This is a genomic window from Geobacter sp. DSM 9736 (genome assembly GCF_900187405.1).
Taxonomy (GTDB): Bacteria; Desulfobacterota; Desulfuromonadia; order Geobacterales; family Geobacteraceae; genus DSM-9736.
This window is the reverse complement of the sequence record NZ_LT896716.1, coordinates 1,304,377-1,323,559: the sequence shown is the minus strand read 5'-3', so window position 1 is coordinate 1,323,559 and position 19,183 is coordinate 1,304,377. Positions and strand designations below refer to the sequence as shown.

Genomic DNA, 19,183 nt, shown 5'->3' with positions numbered 1-19,183 from the left:
GTTTCTTGAAAGAGTCCATGCCTTCAGCCGAACGCACAATTTGGAACCTCCCCAATATTCTCACGCTGATGCGGATTGCTGCCATTCCGGTGCTGGTAATTCTGCTCCTCTCTCCGTCACGTACTGCAGGATTCTGGGCGGCCGCACTCTTTGCCGCTGCCTCGGTGACCGACTGGCTTGACGGGTATTTTGCTCGGCGCATGGGTATCGAAACCGTCTTCGGCAAGTTTCTCGACCCTATCGCCGACAAGCTGATCGTGATGACGGCTCTCATAATGATCATACCTTTCGGAAGGGTTCCCGCCTGGATGGTCCTGGTCATTCTCGGCAGAGAGATCATTATTACAGGTCTGCGAGGCATCGCCTCCAGCGAGGGCATCGTGATAGCTGCCAGCAACCTCGGTAAGTTCAAGACCATCTTTCAGTTGGTGGCCATCATCGGTCTTCTTCTCCACTTTGACTACCATTGGTTTTTCTCTATCGATCATCCGTACCTCTTTGTAAATATGCACAATGTCGGCATGTTCTACCTTTGGATTGCCACCATCATTACGATCTGGTCCGGAGTGGACTACCTCCTCAAGTTCATGAAGGTAATAGCACGCTGACCCTCCGTTCGTCCCCCCTCCCGCGCCATTCGCCCCCGGATGTGATACAATTTGCGGTAACAATGTGGCTACCGGTGGTTTAGCGGGGGGACCAATGCTGATTCTCGTGGTCTATGACGACGGCACCCATGACCTTATAGAGTCGTATCGCCTCGACTACCTGATATCGACAGGTCGCGTAATCCAATTCTGCCGGTCGAGTGGCTGGGTAAAGGTGGGGCGCGATCCCGTGCGGAGTTCTTCCGGGGAGTACCATGGAACAGAACGGCGCAGGCGTGCTCGCAATCTCGACAGCCGCGCGCGTACCGTTAATGAATGAGTGGCGCTTGCTTCACTGGATAAAGTCTGAAGGTGTTAAGAAAGAGTAGCTTCGAGTGATTCAGAGCAGTGCATCTATGGCTTCGAAGTCAATATCGCTCTCCGCGTTGGCCTTGATCCAATTCAATTTTTCCTGATCCTCGGCTGAAATCTTCGCGACATCCTCCTTGAGAATCATGAACGCTTCCGCTGTAGAGCGTTCGAGGCGAATGTATGGGATCGTGCTGTCGTCTAGGATCTGCTGCGTTATTTTTGCTACGGGAGTGTGTCCGGCGATTACCATTCCGGCGATTTTGGCTTTGTAGGCGGGGATGTGGTAGAGGGATGAGATTGTGACGATCAGCTCGTCCCGAGAGGCTGTGACAATCATGAGTGTAGATTCCAGCAATCCGTCTATGACCTTCTGCGAGGATGCCGCACCCAGTTGGATATGGTGAATTATGCGGCTTCGCTCCTCCGGATTCCCGTGCAGCGGCAGGTCGAGAAGCTTCGATATGTGGCTGAGGGTAGGATTTGCAAGAATAGGTGAGTAGTTGAAGCCGCCGATAACGTCTATTCCCTGCCAGCTTACCCCTTTGCGGAGCAGGTCGAGAATAGAGTCCCGTTTGTTCGCCAGAAGCTTGTTTACAATGACGGCCCGCACGTCGGCTTTTTCGCGCTCGTAGAGGGCGAGATTGAGGTGTACCGCGTCAATTACCTTGCCGATCCCGCTTTCCGTTACGATGACAACAGGTGCATCCACCAGCTTCGCTACCTTTGCGTTGCTGAGTCCTACTACCGATCCTACTCCCCCATGACCGGCACCTTCAATGATGAGGAAGTCGTATTTGCTGTCCAACTCTTCCACTGCCTTGACGATGCACCCGCTCATATCCAGTTCCGTGAGGCGGCCCTCTAGATAATCCTTCGTGAAGTTCTTGTGAAGGGCAACGGGAGACATTAAAGCGATATCCTCTTCCATGGCATAGGTTTTAGCCATTAGGAGCGCATCCATATCGACCATGAAATCGTTGTAATAGTCGATCTTCGGGCCAATAGGCTTGATGAAGCCGACCCGGCCATACTTCTTCCGGGCGAGATGCATCAGTGAAACACTCATGGTGGTTTTGCCGCAGTTCTGACCGGTCGCGGCGATGAAAATCCTTTTTGCCATAAAACCCTCCATCCCCTGGTGCTGCAAAGTATGAACAATAATACCGGCAACCCCCATGCTGTCAACCATCTTGCTGCCGGGCCGCAAGCAATAGGTTTGACTTTTCCGGGGGCATTCGCTATAAACTTGCGTCGCCTCAAGCGGCAGCGGTCTTTGGAGCCAACAGCATGAATCCTTTAGAGACGGTAAAGTGTCCTACGTGCGGCAAGCAGTGTACCTGGCAGGGCAACGCCAATCGTCCTTTCTGCTCCGAACGGTGCAGGCTGATCGATCTTGGGGCCTGGGCAGACGAGCGCTATCGTATTCCTTCGGACATAAAGTCTCCGGATGAGGAAGAAGAATCGTAAGCAGCCGGAAAGAACAAACAAGAAGGAGTTCCAATGTCACAACCACGTCTTCGATTCGCCCCCAGTCCCACAGGCTACCTCCACGTCGGTGGGGCACGCACAGCCCTTTTCAATTGGCTTCTTGCAAAAAAGGAGCAGGGGACTTTCATACTGCGCATAGAAGATACGGATGTGGCCCGCTCCACCGAGGAATCCGTAAATGCTATCTTCGAAGGAATGCGCTGGCTCGGCCTTGACTGGAATGAAGGCCCGTTTTTTCAGACCGAGCGGTTCCCCGTATACCGGGAATTCGTTGAGAAGCTTCTGGCTGAAGGGAAGGCATATCGCTGCTATTGCACTCCGGAAGAACTGGAGGCAAAGCGGGAACTGGCAATGAAGGAGGGGAGGAAGCCGAAGTACGACGGCACCTGCCGCAGCCTCAGGGCAGTCACTCCAGAGCGCCCGTTCGCTGTGCGATTCAGGGCGCCTCACGATGGCATTACGGCCTTCAATGACCTTGTAAAGGGACCGATCTCCTTTAACAACGAGGAGCTTGACGACCTCATCATCCAACGTAGCGACGGGACCCCGACCTACAACTTCACCGTAGTGATAGATGACGCGACGATGGCAATCACCACCGTAATCCGAGGTGATGACCACGTAAACAACACGCCCCGACAGATCCTTTTGTACGAGGCGCTGGGGTACCCGGTTCCCCAGTTCGCCCATGTGCCGATGATATTGGGCGCCGACAAGACCAGGCTTTCAAAACGTCACGGAGCAACCAGTGTGATGGCCTACCGCGACATGGGTTTTCTCCCCGAGGCAATGGTGAATTACCTCGTCAGACTCGGCTGGAGCTACGGGGACGAGGAAATTTTCAGCCGCGAAGAACTTGTGCAGAAATTCTCCATCGAGAATGTGGGGCGTTCAGCAGGAGTATTCAATCCGGATAAGCTCCTCTGGCTCAATGCCCATTACATAAAAACCGGCGATCCTGTGAGGCTGGCTGACCTGCTCACGCCTTTCCTGCATGAGAGGAATGTCGACACTTCCCAGGGGCCGGACCTGACAATGGTAGTCCGTACCTTGCAGGAGCGCTCCCGGACACTGGTGGAAATGGCAGATGGTGCGCTGTTCTATTTCAGGGACGATTTCGCTTATGAAGAAGAAGCCGCGGCGAAATTTCTCAAGGCTGATGTTGATCCGCTTTTCGAGGAGCTTCTTCTCCATTTGCGGAATCTCGATCCCTTCAACCAATCCGGCATAGAGGCGGCATTCAAGGAACTGTGTTCGGCCCGGGGTATTAAGCTCGGCCAGATAGGTCCGGCAGTGCGGGTTGCGTTATGCGGAGGGACTACATCACCCGGGATTTATGAGGTGATTGAGGTGCTTGGGAAAAACGAATCCCTTAAGAGGATCAGCAGGGCGCTCGACTTCCTCCGGCGCTGATCTTTCCGGTTCGACATCTAGCCAGTCCTCCTGCGATCGCCTAAGGGCTTCGGATCTCCCGGAGAGAGGGAGGACCTGCAAGCTGTCCGAGAGCGTGCTTTACCCTTGCCAGGGCCAGTTGGTGAGCGTACTTAGCCCTGATGTACTCGGTCCTCACCTGCGTCAAAAGGGTCTGAGAGTCGAGCACCTCGGTTGCAGTGCCGACCTGCTCGGTGTAACGGTCGCGGTTTATGCGTAGGTTCTCTTCCCCTTGGCGTATCGATTGTTCCAATGTCCTCACTCGCTGTGCTGTCACGCGGACCTCGTTTTTCGCTATCTCCAGATCTATCCTTATCCGTTCCTCCTCCGCCCTGAGGATTTCGTTGCTGTGTGACCTGCCGAGCACCGCCTGTTGCTGGCGGGCCGTCGCGGCGAATCCTTCAAAGAGATTTACTCGAAGCCCCAGCGTAGCTGAATAGATTGCTTGTTCCTGCGATCTGCTGTTTTGCACGTAATCTATACCCGCCCGCGCGTAAACCTCCGGGAAAAAAGCGGTTCTAGCCTCGGTTACTTCGGCCTCACCTGCCTGAGCGACCCTTTTCAGAGCTGCGATATCAGGCCTTGCTGATAATGCACGTTCGGCCGTTGCCTCTTCCAGGTCGACCTCACCGATTTCCGGTAACTCCTGGAGTTCGCCGCGGAATCCCGGTTCTTCACACATCAGGAAGTTGAGTTTGAGCCAGGCCGTTTCCACTCTGTTGGCAGCGTCCAGCTTACGTTGCGTGCTGTCCGCCAGTCTTACTTCGGCCTGCAGAAGGTCGTTGCGGGTCACTACCCCCTGCTCGAAAAGGTTTTGCGCTACACGGGAATGTTCCCGGCGCTGTGTAACTTCCTCCTCCAGCGCCAGTAGTACCCGGCTCTGTTCAAGCACTGCGAAATAAGCCTCCGTTACCTGCAGAAAGATGTCCTGCTTCCTGCCGCTGAGTTCCAGGGCTGCTGCGTCGGCAACGAGTGCGGCCCGTCGGACCCGGGCACCGGTGCGGCCGAAATCGTAAAGGATCTGGTTGATGCCGAGGTTAAAAAAGGGGTAAGTCTGGTCCTGTGTGGGGAATGAACCGCTGCCGAATTTGATCGATTGGGGTTCGAGCTGTGCCGTGTACCCTCCTTGAAGATCGATACGGGGGAGATAGCCGCTTCTGGCGATGCGGACCCCTTCAGCAGCAGCCTCATGGTCTATGGCAGCAAGCTTCAACGTGCGATTCATGGCGGCAGCTTTCCGCAGACACTGCTCCAGGGTCAGTTCCCCTGCGCTTCCTGCACCTGCAATGCAGACACAGGCTACGATGGTGAGGATAAGGACTCGCATTCGTTTCTCCGGCTCAATGGCGAAGCTTCTCCAGAATGCTGAGAAGTGTAATGTGCTCTTCTGGAGTGATCCTGCTGATGAAGCGCTCAATCACCTTCTTTGCGAGTTCCGAAAGCTCATCATTGAGGTTGCGTCCCTTCTCCGTAAGAACAATCCGGTACGCCCGCCGGTCTTCAGGGTGAGGTATCCGCTTGACGAGCCCCTCCTTCTCCAGCCGGTCGATCAATCCTCCCATGGTGGTTCGGTCGATCTGGCTGCGCTGGGAAAGCTCGGCCTGTGATAGGCCATCCTGCTGCCAGAGGAATCCGAGCAGCCCGAATTGCTGGGGAGTTATATCGTAGCCGTCAAACTCTTCCTTGAACAGGGCACACGCACGCTGATACGCTTTCGCCAGCAGGAAACCCACGCTTCTTTCAATCTCGATCATGAACTTTTCCTATTAATTATTTCTTGAAGCAGATATGCCACATCTACATCATGCTGTCAAAGCGAAAGGGGGGGAGGTCTGGTTAGGAACCCGGGGGAGAAGACCGGGCGAACATGGAGAGGTTAAAGAGAGAAATGTATGACGCAAAAAAAAGCCGCATGCTGATCATGCGGCCCTTATGTCCAGGAGGTTCAGGAAGCCGGTGAAGCCGGTTGAGGGGGAGGAGGAGCGGAGGCTTCTTCTTTTACAGGTTTAGGGGCCGGTTGCTGCACGGGAGCATCGAGTCCGTAAAGTTTCCGATACAAGGTTGCCGCCGTTACGACCTTCTTCACGTACTCCCTCGTCTCGCCGAAGGGGATGCTTTCGATGAACTCGTCCCGGGGGAGGCCGGCGTATGCTTTGCGCCATCGGTTGACGTTGCCGGCGCCGGCGTTGTAAGCCGCCACAGCCGACACGAGATCGCCGTCGTAGGTGCGCAGCAGGTCCTTCATGTGTTTCGTGCCGAGGCGGATGTTGAAGTCAGGCTGTACGAGGCGGCTCTTTACTTCCGGCACCGGCTGCTTCGCTACCGCCGAGGCCGTTGCAGGCATCAGTTGCATCAATCCCACGGCCCCCACCGGCGAAAGCGCTGTAGGAAGGTAGCTGCTCTCGGCCCGAATGATCGAATAAACGAGGCTGTCGGGGATGCCTTGCTGTGTTGCGTTGGCGGCTACCTGATCGCGGAAGGCAAGGGGATAGAGGAACCGCCATGCGGAGAGACGCACTGCATCCTCCTTCTTCAAGGATTCCTTCTGATACAGGTTGTAGGCACTGTTGTAGTCGTTCATTTCCAGGAAGAGCTCAGCCAGGGCTTCCATTAGGCCGTTTTTAGCGGTAGCTTTCTTTCTCACTGCAGCAAGTTCTGATCTGGTTTCTTCCTGGAGCCCCAGAGAAAGGAGGAGTCTTGCCCGTTCCAATGCAGGAGGAACAGTCGCACGCGCGGTTTTCACGGATGGTGCCGGGACTTCGAGTGTGTCCTCTACTCCTGATTCCTGCCGTAGCAAGGATGAATAAAAGCCGTACGGATATTCACTGAGGAGAGCCGCATATGAAGCTCCGGAGGCTTCAGCATTTCCGGCGCCTGCCTCGGCACGCGCGTACCAGTAAAGGGCTTTTTCCCGCCATGTGGAGGTGTCCAGCAGTTTCTTGAATCCTTCAGCCGCTTTCTGGTGCTCCCGCTTCTGATAGCTTCCCCATGCTAGCTCCCAGTAGACCTGCGGTTGAAGATTGGATGCCGGATAGGTGGCAATGAGGCGATCAAGAAGCGCCCGTGCTTCATCCGGGCGTTTCTGGTCTTTTCTGATGAGGGACGCTTCCAGGAGAGCGTTGTCAGCCAGATCGGCATCGGGGTAGAGTTCCACCAGCCTGAGATAGGCTGCTACGGCGTCGTCATCCTTCCCGTTCTTGTCTAGGCTGCGGGCGAGCCAGTACAGTACTTCTTCCCCAACTTCCTTTTTCAGCGTCCCCGGATCTAGGAGGGTGAGGGTTTGCTCTGCTTCCTTGCAGCGGCGTAATTTGAAGAGGGTCTGGCCTTTTCTCAGGGAAAGCCTGCAGGCAAGCTCTGGCGCTTCGGGGCCCGCCTTTATTCCTTCGAAGGTCCTGAGAGCTTCGTCATACTTGCGCAGGTTATAGAGGGTGATTCCCCGTTTCAGAAGCTCTTCCTCAGTGTATGGAGGGATGGTGGCTCCATGCTCGTTCATCCTCCGTAGCTCTTTCTCAGCTTTTACGGCAATGTCGGAGGCCGGGTAGGCGAGCCAGGCACCCCGCAGGGCGGCAACAGCTCCTTTCATGTCGTCGAGTTTTTCCCGGCAAAGCGCTGTTTGATAGACGGCGGTGAGAGAATCACTTCCAGAGGGATAGTTTTCCATGAATTTCAAGTATGTGTCGAGGGCGGCACGATAGTCGCCGGAAGCGAAAAAAGCGTCCGCCATCAGGATGCGTCCCCGGCGCAGCAGTGGGCTTTCGGGGTATTTGTTCTGCAATGCTTGCAGAGGCGCAATACTTTCACTAAAGCGGGAAAGGGTGAAGAGCGCCTGTGCCCTGTAAAAAAGGGCGTAGTCGGCAAGCAGGGGGAGTGTTTCCGAAGCGCGCCCCAGGGAGAGCGCAGCGTCTTCCCATCGTTCAGCCCTGAACGCGGCCATTCCGGCTACAAGATCCCGCGCTCCTCCTGGAGGAGCAGCCAATGCCGCCTCTCGCGCGGCATCGTAATCCTTGTCCTTCATTTTTGATGCAGCCTGCTCCAACGCTCCAGCCTGGGCGAGTACGGTAAGACCCGAAGCTGGGACACTGAGAAGAATGAAAGCGACGACGGGAAGAGAAAGACGAAAACGCATTGGCAACTCCGAGAGGTGGGAAAGCTGGTCCTTAAAAGCGGACTCAATAGTAACCGGAACCATTCGAAAAAATCAAAAGGAAATTCCATAGCCAAACAGATTGACTTGTGCGGGTTCTTTGCGCATAGTCGTGCCGTTTATAGGTTAAAGTTTACCTAAAAATACGCACGAGGTTATCCCTATGAAAATTTCCAAATCCCTCGTAATCAAGCTTATGCGACAAAACGGCGGTAGCGCCTCCCTCAGGGAGCTGATGGGAATGGCCGGAGCAGACCGGGGGCAGCGGCTTCGGGTGCGCCAGTTAGTGGAGGCGATGGCTGATGAGGGAGAAATCCTCAGAGTGAGGGGAAACCGTTATGCGCTGCAGTCGGCCTCCACGACCTTGACAGGAAAGCTGTCCACACATCGTGACGGATACGGTTTCGTTTCGGCAGATGACGGTGGCGGAGACATATTCATTCCCGCCAGATACTTGCGTGAGACCATGCACGGTGATCAGGTGGAGGTAGCGGTCCTGCCCGCCCCGGGCGAAGGAAAGCGGGAAGGACGCATTGTGAGGATCGTTCAGCGGGCCCATACGAAGGTTGTCGGCCGTCTGCGGGAGGCTGGAAAGGCGGCTCTGGTGATTCCCGAGGATCTGCGTCTTTCACAGGAGGTTTCCATTCCGGCGAGATTCCGTGGAGCAGCACGAGATGGCCAGGTTGTGGTAGCCGAGATAGACAGGTATCCGGTGGGAGGGCGACCAGCCGAGGGGAGAATCGTGGAGGTTCTCGGATTTCCCGAGGACCCTGAGGTGGAAGTAAGGACGATCATCGCCAAATACGAGCTCCCGGTAGAGTTTTCGCCTGAGTCGATGAAGGCTGCCCGCTCGGTTTCCCAGTCTGTTTCCGAGGCCGATGTAGGAGCCAGGACCGACCTGAGGTCCCGCCTGACGGTTACTATCGATGGGGAGACGGCACGGGATTTTGACGATGCAGTCGCCGCTGAAAGGGTGGGAGACAGGATCCGGCTCTGGGTTTCCATCGCCGATGTCTCACATTACGTGCGGCCGGGGTCGGCGCTGGATCGGGATGCTTATGAGCGTGGAACCTCCGTCTACTTTCCCGACCGTGCAATCCCCATGCTTCCCGAGGAACTTTCCAACGGCATATGCTCGCTGAACCCGCTGGTGGATCGTCTTGCACTGACCGCTGAGCTTCTTTTCGATGCCTCGGGCAGCATGGTGGATTCAAAATTTTACCCCAGTGTAATTCGAAGTGCCGCCCGCCTTACTTATACCACGGTGCGAAGACTGCTCGTTGACCAGGAGCCGGATATTGTTGAATCCCACCGGCATCTGCTGCCCGACCTGCTTGTAATGCAGGAGCTTGCCCTGATTCTGATGGAGAAAAGACGCCGGCGCGGGAGCATCGACTTCGATCTGCCGGAACCCCAGCTGGTGCTGGATTTACAGGGAGGAACCATGTCCATCGTAAGGGCGGAAAGGAACCTGGCGCATCGGATAATAGAGGAGTTCATGCTTGCCGCCAACGAGTCCGTGGCCTCGTTTCTGGAGAAGCGCAACGTTCCTTCCCTATACCGTGTTCACGAGCCACCCGACATGATTAAACTGCGTGACTTCAGGGAGTTCATCAGCGGGTTCGGGTACGATTTCCGGTTCGATGGGGAACGGGTAGATCCGGCTGCTCTCCAGCTTCTCCTTGATCAGGCGGCGGGGAAGCCCGAGGAACGGCTAATCAACGAGGTGCTGCTGCGCAGCATGAAGCAGGCGCGGTACTCGGCGGAGAATCTTGGGCACTTCGGTCTGGCGGCTTCCTGTTACACCCATTTCACCTCTCCTATTCGCCGTTACCCGGATCTTCAGGTTCACAGGATACTCAAAGGCATAATAACAGGGACACTGAAGAAGGGAGAGGCTCTGGAGGACCTGGCTGGGAAACTGCCGGATATGGCTATTCACTGCAGCTCACGGGAGCGTACCGCTACCGAAGCGGAGCGGGAAATTGTCGACCTCAAGAAAGTCCAGTTCATGAGGGGCCGTATCGGGGAGCAGTTCGACGGGTTCATAACGGGAGTCACCTCCTATGGGCTTTTTGTAGAGCTGATCGAGTTATTCGTTGAAGGGATGGTTCATGTCTCCACGATGCCGCATGACTTTTACCGGTACGAAGAGCAGCAGCACGCCATGATAGGGGAGCGGAGCCGCAGGACATATCGCCTTGGCGACCGTGTGCGGGTGATCGTAGCGGGTGCCAGCCTAGAGCGCAGGCAGATCGATTTCGTGCTGGCGGGGGAGGATGGCGAGGCTGTCGGCGATTACCAGCATATGAATCAGGAGCGGGAGGAGTACGTCCGGGTTCCGGTAAAGGGGAAACGTCCTGTTGCCAAAGGAACAAAACCTGGTGGAGGGGGAGCCGGAGCGACGACAAAGAGGGGGGGCAAAGGTCGAAAACCACCAACCCGGCGAAGGCGCTGATATGCAGGAAAGCTGGGGGCGAAAGCTGTTGCGCGTGCCGTAACGCTGTGTTATCTTCTCGCAGTTTTACACCTTTACCTTTGAGGTTTTCATGGGAGACGAGCGGGTACTGCCGTTTATCGAGCATCTTATCGAGCTGAGAAAACGGCTCATTATCGCAATTGTCGCCATAGTTATAGGAATGGGCATCTCCTGGAATTTTTCGCCGACCCTTCTCAATTTCGTCGAAAAGCCCCTGGCCGGGAAAACCTACCTTACTGACATAAAAGTTAGAGCCTACCAGGAGGTGAAAGACCGTTTTCCGACGCTCTACACGAGGTACAAGCTCGACAAGGATCTGGCAATCCCCGTGAAGGAGCGTCAGCTCAACTACAGCGCCCCCCTGGAACCTTTCTTTATCCAATGCAAGATTTCAATGATTGCAGGCTTCATAATCTCCTTGCCGGTGGTCTTTCATCAACTGTGGCTCTTCATCGCCCCTGGACTCACCCGCAAGGAGAAGAAGCTGGCGGTTCCATTCGTTACCTTCAGTACCTTCAGTTTCTGCGCAGGAGCACTGTTTTTCCTCATCCTTATCTGGCCCGTCATCATAAACTTTTCCTTGTCATATGAGGCCGAAGGGCTGCGCAGCTGGTTCAATCTGAGCGCCTATGTCAATTTCTGCCTTCGGCTCATTCTGATGTTCGGCCTCATCTTCGAACTTCCCGTCCTGGCGCTCCTCCTGTCACGGTTCGGCATCGTTAATTACGGGCTTCTTGCACGAAACCGGAAGTACGCACTTCTCGCAAGCTCGATCATCGCCGCGTTCCACGCAGACCTCATCACGATGTTCGTGATCATGGTGCCGCTTTACCTCATGTATGAAATCAGCATCTGGATTGTGCTTATTTTCGGGAAGAAGAAGCTTCCGGTTCCCGAGACATGATGCCCGGTGACTTAAGATGAGAGTATTCCGCGCGATTGAGGACATTACGGGTGGTCTTCCCAGCCCGGTCGCCACTATCGGGAATTTTGACGGCGTCCACTTGGGGCACCGGGAGATCTTCCGTCGTGTAAGAAGTGATGCTGCTCGTCTCGGTGGTGTGTCGGTCGTCATTACCTTTGTGCCTCACCCTCTCAAGGTGGTGCCGTCGGGCAAGGATCTGCGACTGATCAGCACCTGCGCGGAAAAAGAAGCACTTATCGAAGCCTCTGGAATCGATGTCCTCGTTGCAATCCCATTTGACCGCACATTTGCGTCCGTCAGCGCCGAGGAGTTTGTCAGAGGGGTGCTCGTCGGGAGAATCGGAATCAGAAAGCTGATCATCGGTTCCGATTACCGCTTCGGCCGCAGCAGGGAAGGTGATGTGTCACTGCTGCAGCATTTGGGTGGTGAACTCGGATTCGAGGTAGATGTGATGGAACCGGTCGGAGATGGCCGCACCACATACAGCAGTTCCCTCATTCGCAGCATGGTCTCTGCGGGGGACGTAGCCGGTGTCGTCGCGCTTCTCGGGCGCCACTTCTCGTTGGCGGGTAAAGTAGTGCATGGTCATCACCGGGGTTCAGGCCTCGGTTTTCCCACGGCGAACATCGCCACCGAAAAGGAACTGCTTCCGAAGAACGGGGTGTACGCCGTAAAGGTGAAGGTCGATTCCGAGGTATATGAAGGTGCCTGCAATATTGGAGTCAACCCCACCTTTTCCAATCAAGCACTGTCAGTGGAAGTCTTTCTGTTCGACTTCGAGGAAGATCTGTACGACAGGGAAATCCGTGTCTACTTCATCGAGCGGGTCCGTGACGAGCGGAAGTTTCCGGATGTGGAAGCACTCAAGCTGTCGATAGCCGCAGATGTGGCACGGTGCCGCGAGATTCTGTCACACACCCGGCTCATCGAATATCCGAGCTACCTGACGGGGGACTGACGTGGGGAAGGCTTTCGACAAGAAGTTGTGGATCGGCACCGGCATCAGCATGTTCTTCCTCTTCATGCTGTTCCGGAAAATAGACACTACAAAGCTTCTGGAGGCTTTTAGGGAAATTGACTACCTGTTCCTCTGGCCGGCGGTATTACTTACGTTTGTGAGCTATTTTTTTCGCGCCGTACGCTGGCACTTCCTTCTGCTCCCGATCAAGCGGATCGGGATCGGGAGCCTCACCTCGGCGACCATCATCGGGTATATGGCGAACAATCTTCTCCCTGCTCGATTAGGCGAATTCGTGCGGGCGTACGCGCTTGCCAACCGGGAAAAGCTGGAGACTAGCTCTGTCTTTGCCACACTCGTACTCGACCGCCTCTTCGACGGCTTTACTGTACTCATCATTCTCCTCGCCACCTTCTTCAGTCTGAAGCTTCCCCCCGGAATGGAAAAAGTAGAGCATGGGATGGAGATGGGAGGGTACGCGACGGTAGGCTTCTACCTGATGGTCATCCTATTTCTCCTTCTTCTCAAACGACAGACAGCGAGGACGCTGCACTACGTCGGGTTCCTTCTAAAGCCGTTCCCCGCCAAGGTGTCAGAGAAGATCATACCGGTTCTCGGCTCTTTCATCGCTGGCATCAGGCTCTCGTCGAAGCCTGCGGACCTGGCACCCCTCGTCCTTACCTCCCTCCTGGTCTGGGCTACCGCCATCTGGCCCATCGACCTTATCCTTCAAGCCTTCGGGGTACACCTCCCGATTATCGCTTCGATGTTCATCATGGTATTTCTCGTATTCGCGGTGATGGTTCCGGCCTCTCCCGGATTCATAGGGACTTACCACTTCGCCTGCGTCACAGCCCTGACCGCTTTCAATATCACCTCTGAAAAGGCCCTCAGCATTGCCTTTGTCATCCACGGGCTGAGCTTCTTTCCGGTGATCATTGCAGGGTTCTACTGTCTATGGCGTGGAAACGTTTCCCTCAGGGCCATCAGCGAATCCGCCACACAGGAGCAGTCAATTGAGAGACCGTAACTTTATCGCACAGATTGATCCCTGTGCCGTTCTTGCCGTTATCGTTCCCTTTGCCGTATATCTTCTCACCCTCGCACCCTCTGTTACTTTCTTCGACAGCGGTGAATTCCTTACAGCGATCCATTCTCTCGGTGCAGCGCACTCTCCCGGCTACCCGCTCTTCATCAACTATGCAAAACCCTTTACCTACCTTCCTTTCGGAAATATTGCGTTTCGCGTGAACATAGCAACCGCTCTCTCTGCTGCTGTCGCCTGCTATGGAGTTTATCTGCTCGTGTGCAGGCTAGTCACAGCAGTAGACCGCGAAGCGAGCATCCTTCAGCGGCGCTTGGTGGCGCTGGCGGCTGCCCTCACATTTGCGTTCTCTCCACGGCTCTGGCTGCAGTCCAACCATGATAAGCCATACCCGCTTGTGGCTTTCCTCTGTGCGATGATTTTCTACCTGATCCTGCTATGGCGCGAAAAGTATCGGAATGGTGAGGACTATCCTGGCTATATCTATCTGGGAGCTTTTCTCTCAGGTCTCGGCTTCGGGGGGCATCAGATCATGATCCTTATGCTGCCATCTTTCGCTTTTCTGATCCTTTCCCAAGACTGGCGCCTTGTTACACGGGTGAAGGAGCTGCTCCTCGTCCTATCGTTCGCCGCATTCGGCTTTATATCCGTTCATCTTCATCTGCCAATTCGTGCCATGCAGAATCCCCTCCTCAACTGGGGGGATCCGAAAACGCTGACGCAGTTCCTCTGGAATTTTCTCCGCAAGGGATACCCTGTTGATAAACCCGTTCGCTCCCTTTCCCTGCTCTGGAAGCAGATCAACGCCTTCAGCGTGCCTTACGAGTTCACGCTCCTGGGCCTATTCCTGCTGCTCATCGGCCTTCTCGCCTATTTCAGGAAGCTTCGCCACGAAATCGTTTCGTATGCCATAGCCATCGCTGTGTTCCTCCTTGTCATCGTGGGATACTTCAATACTCCAGATGACCTGATCTTTCTGACTGAGGAGTTTTTCGACCCGATCTACCTTCTCTCGGCGGTCTTCATCGGGATGGGAATGTTCTTCCTTCTCAGGCAGATTCTATACACCTGCGGGTCTTTGCGGAGCGGGGGAAAGCCGGTTCGTGTGGCTGCCCTTGCGCTTCTCTTTGCGCTACCCGTTACATTGTGTGCCGGTAACTACGTGGAAAACGACCAGCACGAAAACTACATCGCATACGATTATGCCACCAACTCACTAAGAAGCATGCCTGAAGGAGCTGTCCTCTTCACCTGGGGGGACAGCGGTGCTTTCCCGCTCTGGTACCTGCAGGGGGTGGAGAAGATGCGTGAGGATCTTGACATTCTCCATACGCCGCATCTTGTCTTTACCTGGTACTTGGACGCTTTCCCGAAGCTTTTCCGCTACAGCATGTTACGATCGCTTCCTCTGGAGTTCCAGCCAGCAGAGTATGTGCTGAAAGTAGCTATTTCAGAGCAGATCAGGAATCGGCCCGTTTATATCGATTTCTCCACTCGTTATTCCGTGGGTTTCGAAGAGTTCTCCATGATACAGAGAGGCATATGCTATGAGCTGATTAAATCGCCCTCTGCGACTACCTATCCGCCGGATCTGGCTGTGTGGAGGCTTTACAACTTCCGTGGCATCAACGATGATATGTTTTTCCGTGATCTGGACACCGGTAAGGCAATTCTGATCTATGCGAGCGCTCACATGGAAGCGGGAGAAACTTTCCTGCGTCTTGGCCGGGTTCAGGAGGCGGTCCGGGAGCTTCGGATGGCGGAACGTATCGCGCCGGAGATGCAAGGGCAGGTGGCGCGTATACTCTCCGGGTATGGCCTGCGGTAGCCGTACACACGAAAAAATCTAAAGGTTTCCCGGCTACTGCCGATCAACAATTTGACAATCTGAATTGAACTTTTGACAACGTCCCTCCTCACACTGTGCAGTCAAAGTCCCCTGCGAACATCTGTATTTTCCAGTTGTACTGATAAACGTTGCCTGAAGGGTCCGCTATGAATTTTTCTGAACAGGGCGGGATAACGGGAAGCACCAGGATTCTCGGAATCATCGGATGGCCGGTCGAGCATTCGCTGTCGCCATTTATGCAGAATGCGGCTTTGCGCCAGCTCGGCCTCGACTGGGTCTATGTCCCGTTCCCGGTGGCTCCTGAGCTGCTGGGCCAGGCGGTGGCAGGCCTGCGAGCGCTGAATGTCGCCGGTTTCAACGTAACGATCCCCCATAAATCATCGATCATCCCATATCTCGACGCACTCTCCCCCGAAGCTTCACTGATAGGCGCCGTCAATACGGTAAAGCGGGAGGAGGATCGGCTTGTCGGATACAATACGGATTGCACCGGGTTCATTTCTTCCCTTCGGCGGGATCTCGGACTCGAACCTGAAGGTGCCCGAGTTGTGGTCGTCGGTGCAGGAGGGGCTGCCCGTGCTGCGGTGACGGGTCTGTGTCAGGAGAGTGTTTCGTCGCTTCTGCTGGTAAACCGTACCGAGGAGCGGGGAGAAGAGCTGATCCGCCGCGTGCGGACGGAATTCCCTCACATCCAGCTGCGCTCAGCTTCACTCCGGTCGCTGCAGGATGGAGATGTACTTGCGTCGGCCGATCTGATCGTTAACACGACATCCATAGGCATGGGAGGATCCTCCTTTTCAGGATTTGATCTTTCATCTATGAAGTCGGGGGGAGGGGTCTACGACATGGTATATGTGCCTGCCGAGACGCCGCTTCTTGCCGCTGCCCGCGGCCTTGGCCTCAAAACTGCAAACGGTCTGGGGATGCTCGCAGCCCAGGGGGAAGCGGCGTTGAGACTCTGGACCGGAGCCGAGATTCCCGCTGACTGCATGAAAAAGGCTCTGCTGTCGATGCTCGACGGGGGTTATTGAGTGACCATTACTATCTTGTGTGGAGCAAAGAGGAATTTATGCAGTTGAGCAGGCTGGGAGAACTGCTGGTTCGTAACAAGCTGATCACTCCCGAGCAGCTTGCTTCAGCCATAGAGGAGCAGAAGCAGTCGGGGGGGCAGCACCGGCTCGGTTCAATCCTTATAAAGAACAACCTCATCACCGAATCCGATCTCACCCATTTTCTGGCAAAACAGTACGGGCTGCCGTCGATCAACCTCAGCGAACTCGAAGTAGATTCCTCCATCATCAAGCTTATTCCGGTCGAAACCTCACAGAAGTACCAGGTTGTACCCATCAGCAGAGCCGGTTCCACCCTCGTCATCGCCATGAGCGATCCGTCGAACATTTTCGCCGTCGACGACATCAAGTTCATGACCGGCTACAACATAGAAGTGGTAGTTGCCGCTGAATCCGCGGTGAAGACCGCCATCGACAAGTATTACGACCAGTCCGCCTCGCTCGCCGATGTCATGAGCGACCTTCAGGGAATGGAGGAGCTGGAGGTTGTCGGGGACGAGGATGAGCTCGATATCTCCTCTCTGGAGCGCTCCACCGAAGACGCGCCTGTGGTCAAGCTCGTTAACTTCATCCTCACCGACGCCATCAAGAAGAAGGCGAGCGACATTCACGTGGAACCGTACGAACGATATTTCCGCGTGCGTTACCGGATCGACGGTGTGCTCTACGAGGTGATGAAGCCTCCCATGAAGCTTAAGAACGCCATCACTTCCAGGATCAAGATCATGGCGGAGCTCGACATCTCCGAGCGCCGCCTCCCCCAGGACGGCAGGATCAAGATTAAGCTCGGCGGCGGGAAGGACATGGACTACCGCGTATCGGTCCTCCCCACGCTCTTCGGGGAGAAGATCGTTCTCCGTCTCCTTGACAAGTCGAGTCTCCAGCTCGACATGACGAAGCTGGGGTACGAGGAGGAGGCGCTGGCTCACTTCAAGCGCGAGATCCACAAACCCTTCGGCATGGTGCTCGTTACAGGGCCTACAGGCAGCGGCAAAACCGTCTCGCTCTATTCCGCACTCTCGGAGCTCAACAAGGTTTCGGACAACATCTCGACCGCCGAAGATCCGGTCGAGTTCAACTTCGCCGGGATAAATCAGGTGCAGATGCACGAGGAGATCGGCTTGAATTTCGCCGCTGCGCTTCGGGCGTTTCTCCGTCAGGACCCGGACATCATCATGATCGGCGAGATCCGTGATTTCGAAACTGCCGAAATAGCTGTGAAGGCGGCTCTTACAGGACACCTCGTTCTCTCCACCCTACATACCAACGATGCTCCTTCCACGGTTAACCGGCTCCTCAACATGGGAATAGAGCCTTTTCTAGTAGCGTCTGCGGTGAACCTCATTACAGCACAAAGGCTTGCAAGAAGAGTCTGCTCCGATTGCAGGGTTGTCGAGGAAATTCCGGTGCAGGCACTCGTAGATGCGGGTGTGCACGCCGATGAAGCTCCGGAATATGTTTGCTACAAGGGGGCGGGTTGCCCAAAATGCAACGGTACCGGCTACAAGGGGAGGGTAGGCTTTTATCAGGTAATGCCCATGCTGGAGGAGATCAGGGAACTGATTCTCAATGGCGCCAATACGGCGGAGATCAAGCGCGAGTCGATGCGGCTGGGCGTCAAGACAATGCGGCAGTCGGGGCTCACCAAACTGAAGGATGGCGTCACCTCGTTCGAAGAGGTTCTTCGTGTCACCATCTCTGACGATTAGAGGGTTTAAGAGGTAAATAATGGCTAACCTACACCAATTGCTGAAGGAACTGGTTGACTGCGGGGGCTCCGACCTCCACATAACCACTAGCACGCCTCCCCAGATAAGGATCGACGGCTCGCTCCGGCCGATGGATCTTCCTCCTCTTACGCCGGTGGAGACGAAGCAGCTCTGCTACAGCGTCCTCACCGACTCCCAGAAGCACAAGTTCGAGGAGGAGAATGAACTGGATCTATCGTTTGGGGTGAAGGGTCTTTCCCGTTTCAGGGGGAACATCTTCATCCAGCGTGGCGCCGTCGCGGGCGTATTCCGTGTTATCCCTTACAAGATTCTCACATTCGAAGAGCTGGGACTTCCGCCGGTGGTGAGCGAGCTTTCATGCAAGCCGCGGGGCTTGATTCTGGTTACGGGACCCACCGGCAGCGGTAAATCGACCACCCTTGCGTCGATCATCGACAAGATCAATAGCGAGCGGCACGATCATATCGTTACTATAGAAGACCCCATCGAATATCTTCATCCCCACAAAGGTTGTCTTGTCAACCAGCGGGAGGTCGGAGCGGACACGAAGAGTTTCAAGTCCGCACTGAAATATGTGCTGCGTCAGGACCCGGATGTTGTGCTCGTCGGTGAGTTGCGGGATCTGGAGACTATCGAGGCTGCGCTGACCCTGGCGGAAACGGGCCATCTCTGCTTCGCCACCCTTCACACAAACTCCTGCACTCAGACGATAAACCGGATTATAGATGTCTTCCCTCCTTACCAGCAGACGCAGGTACGGACACAGCTCTCCTTCGTGCTGGAAGGTGTGCTTTCCCAGACGCTTATTCCACGTGCGAGCGGGCGGGGGAGGGCGCTTGCCCTTGAGGTGATGGTGCCTAACGCCGCCATCCGCAATCTCATCAGGGAAGACAAAATACATCAGATTTATTCGCAGATGCAGGTCGGTCAGGATAAATTCGGGATGCAGACGATGAACCAGTCTCTCTACAGCCTCATGTCGAGAAGGATCATCTCTCTCGACGACGCAATGGGTCGTTCTCCTGATCCTTCTGAATTGAGGCAGATGATGAGCAACGGCGGACCTGCAGGTCAGCCTGGCAGACCGCGGCAGGGCGTTTGACAA

General features: G+C 55.3%; 16 protein-coding genes. 12 read left to right on the top strand and 4 right to left on the bottom strand.

The features are described 5' to 3' along the window. The first annotated feature begins 17 nt into the window (after positions 1–17). Both pgsA and CFB04_RS06265 read left to right on the top strand, forming a co-directional pair. Positions 18–608 (top strand): CDP-diacylglycerol--glycerol-3-phosphate 3-phosphatidyltransferase, encoded by a 591-nt coding sequence (gene pgsA / locus CFB04_RS06270; protein ID WP_088534480.1) that lies wholly within the window; start codon positions 18–20, stop codon positions 606–608. 94 nt (positions 609–702) lie between these two features. Next, positions 703–927, top strand: a complete 225-nt coding sequence (locus tag CFB04_RS06265) for a GSU3473 family protein (RefSeq protein ID WP_088534479.1) — start codon at positions 703–705, stop codon at positions 925–927. Positions 928–987: 60 nt separating this feature from the next. Here CFB04_RS06265 and CFB04_RS06260 read toward each other — a convergent pair whose 3' ends face one another. Next, positions 988–2,079: an AAA family ATPase gene (locus CFB04_RS06260; protein WP_088534478.1), complete on the bottom strand. Its 1,092-nt coding sequence runs from the start codon at positions 2,077–2,079 to the stop codon at positions 988–990. A gap of 167 nt (positions 2,080–2,246) precedes the next feature. Here CFB04_RS06260 and CFB04_RS06255 point away from each other — a divergent pair, with 167 nt between their 5' ends. After that, the gene (locus CFB04_RS06255; RefSeq protein WP_088534477.1) at positions 2,247–2,426 is read left to right on the top strand and encodes a DNA gyrase inhibitor YacG; all 180 of its coding nucleotides are present in this window, start codon (positions 2,247–2,249) and stop codon (positions 2,424–2,426) included. 33 nt (positions 2,427–2,459) lie between these two features. Continuing rightward, a complete protein-coding gene (gene gltX / locus CFB04_RS06250) occupies positions 2,460–3,860 on the top strand; it encodes a glutamate--tRNA ligase (protein ID WP_088534476.1) in 1,401 nt (466 codons plus the stop codon). A 40-nt stretch (positions 3,861–3,900) separates the two neighbouring features. On the opposite strand, the gene CFB04_RS06245 is transcribed toward gltX, so the two are convergent. The 3 genes from CFB04_RS06245 to CFB04_RS06235 all read right to left on the bottom strand — a co-directional run bounded on the left by CFB04_RS06245 (position 3,901) and on the right by CFB04_RS06235 (position 8,004). Further along, positions 3,901–5,205 carry a TolC family protein gene (locus CFB04_RS06245; RefSeq protein WP_088534475.1) on the bottom strand — a complete coding sequence of 435 codons (1,305 nt, stop codon included), beginning with the start codon at positions 5,203–5,205 and terminating at the stop codon, positions 3,901–3,903. Positions 5,206–5,218: 13 nt separating this feature from the next. Beyond that, complete coding sequence (locus tag CFB04_RS06240) at positions 5,219–5,632, bottom strand: MarR family winged helix-turn-helix transcriptional regulator (protein WP_088534474.1); 414 nt, start codon at positions 5,630–5,632, stop codon at positions 5,219–5,221. A 191-nt stretch (positions 5,633–5,823) separates the two neighbouring features. Then, on the bottom strand, positions 5,824–8,004 hold the full coding sequence (locus CFB04_RS06235; protein WP_172825441.1) for a tetratricopeptide repeat protein: 2,181 nt from the start codon (positions 8,002–8,004) through the stop codon (positions 5,824–5,826). Between the two features lie 181 nt (positions 8,005–8,185). On the opposite strand from CFB04_RS06235, the gene rnr reads away from it, so the two are divergent. The 8 genes from rnr (at position 8,186) to CFB04_RS06195 (ending at position 19,180) form a co-directional block, all read left to right on the top strand. After that, complete coding sequence (rnr, locus tag CFB04_RS06230; protein WP_088534472.1) at positions 8,186–10,480, top strand: ribonuclease R; 2,295 nt, start codon at positions 8,186–8,188, stop codon at positions 10,478–10,480. Between the two features lie 91 nt (positions 10,481–10,571). After that, a complete protein-coding gene (gene tatC, locus CFB04_RS06225; protein ID WP_088534471.1) occupies positions 10,572–11,405 on the top strand; it encodes a twin-arginine translocase subunit TatC in 834 nt (277 codons plus the stop codon). A 16-nt stretch (positions 11,406–11,421) separates the two neighbouring features. Next, positions 11,422–12,384 carry a bifunctional riboflavin kinase/FAD synthetase gene (locus CFB04_RS06220; RefSeq protein WP_088534470.1) on the top strand — a complete coding sequence of 321 codons (963 nt, stop codon included), beginning with the start codon at positions 11,422–11,424 and terminating at the stop codon, positions 12,382–12,384. Position 12,385: 1 nt separating this feature from the next. Beyond that, positions 12,386–13,414 (top strand): lysylphosphatidylglycerol synthase transmembrane domain-containing protein, encoded by a 1,029-nt coding sequence (locus tag CFB04_RS06215; protein ID WP_255396961.1) that lies wholly within the window; start codon positions 12,386–12,388, stop codon positions 13,412–13,414. Next, positions 13,401–15,257: a DUF2723 domain-containing protein gene (locus CFB04_RS06210; RefSeq protein WP_088534469.1), complete on the top strand. Its 1,857-nt coding sequence runs from the start codon at positions 13,401–13,403 to the stop codon at positions 15,255–15,257. The genes CFB04_RS06215 and CFB04_RS06210 overlap by 14 nt, the downstream gene beginning before the upstream one ends. Before the next feature lie 167 nt (positions 15,258–15,424). Then, entirely contained in the window at positions 15,425–16,309 is an 885-nt protein-coding gene (locus CFB04_RS06205) for a shikimate dehydrogenase (RefSeq protein WP_088534468.1), read from the top strand. A 38-nt stretch (positions 16,310–16,347) separates the two neighbouring features. Continuing rightward, complete coding sequence (gene pilB, locus CFB04_RS06200) at positions 16,348–18,057, top strand: type IV-A pilus assembly ATPase PilB (RefSeq protein ID WP_088534467.1); 1,710 nt, start codon at positions 16,348–16,350, stop codon at positions 18,055–18,057. Positions 18,058–18,076: 19 nt separating this feature from the next. Beyond that, positions 18,077–19,180 (top strand): type IV pilus twitching motility protein PilT, encoded by a 1,104-nt coding sequence (locus CFB04_RS06195; RefSeq protein ID WP_088534466.1) that lies wholly within the window; start codon positions 18,077–18,079, stop codon positions 19,178–19,180. Positions 19,181–19,183 lie beyond the last annotated feature (3 nt).

Excerpts from the sequence above, each read along its gene's own strand:
- tatC (WP_088534471.1), top strand. The coding sequence starts at position 10,572 with ATGGGAGACGAGCGGGTACTGCCGTTTATCGAGCATCTTATCGAGCTG.
- CFB04_RS06245 (WP_088534475.1), bottom strand. The coding sequence starts at position 5,205 with ATGCGAGTCCTTATCCTCACCATCGTAGCCTGTGTCTGCATTGCAGGT.
- CFB04_RS06235 (WP_172825441.1), bottom strand. The coding sequence starts at position 8,004 with ATGCGTTTTCGTCTTTCTCTTCCCGTCGTCGCTTTCATTCTTCTCAGT.
- CFB04_RS06240 (WP_088534474.1), bottom strand. The coding sequence starts at position 5,632 with ATGATCGAGATTGAAAGAAGCGTGGGTTTCCTGCTGGCGAAAGCGTAT.
- CFB04_RS06255 (WP_088534477.1), top strand. The coding sequence starts at position 2,247 with ATGAATCCTTTAGAGACGGTAAAGTGTCCTACGTGCGGCAAGCAGTGT.
- CFB04_RS06265 (WP_088534479.1), top strand. The coding sequence starts at position 703 with ATGCTGATTCTCGTGGTCTATGACGACGGCACCCATGACCTTATAGAG.
- gltX (WP_088534476.1), top strand. The coding sequence starts at position 2,460 with ATGTCACAACCACGTCTTCGATTCGCCCCCAGTCCCACAGGCTACCTC.
- rnr (WP_088534472.1), top strand. The coding sequence starts at position 8,186 with ATGAAAATTTCCAAATCCCTCGTAATCAAGCTTATGCGACAAAACGGC.
- pgsA (WP_088534480.1), top strand. The coding sequence starts at position 18 with ATGCCTTCAGCCGAACGCACAATTTGGAACCTCCCCAATATTCTCACG.
- CFB04_RS06260 (WP_088534478.1), bottom strand. The coding sequence starts at position 2,079 with ATGGCAAAAAGGATTTTCATCGCCGCGACCGGTCAGAACTGCGGCAAA.
- pilB (WP_088534467.1), top strand. The coding sequence starts at position 16,348 with ATGCAGTTGAGCAGGCTGGGAGAACTGCTGGTTCGTAACAAGCTGATC.
- CFB04_RS06220 (WP_088534470.1), top strand. The coding sequence starts at position 11,422 with ATGAGAGTATTCCGCGCGATTGAGGACATTACGGGTGGTCTTCCCAGC.
- CFB04_RS06195 (WP_088534466.1), top strand. The coding sequence starts at position 18,077 with ATGGCTAACCTACACCAATTGCTGAAGGAACTGGTTGACTGCGGGGGC.
- CFB04_RS06205 (WP_088534468.1), top strand. The coding sequence starts at position 15,425 with ATGAATTTTTCTGAACAGGGCGGGATAACGGGAAGCACCAGGATTCTC.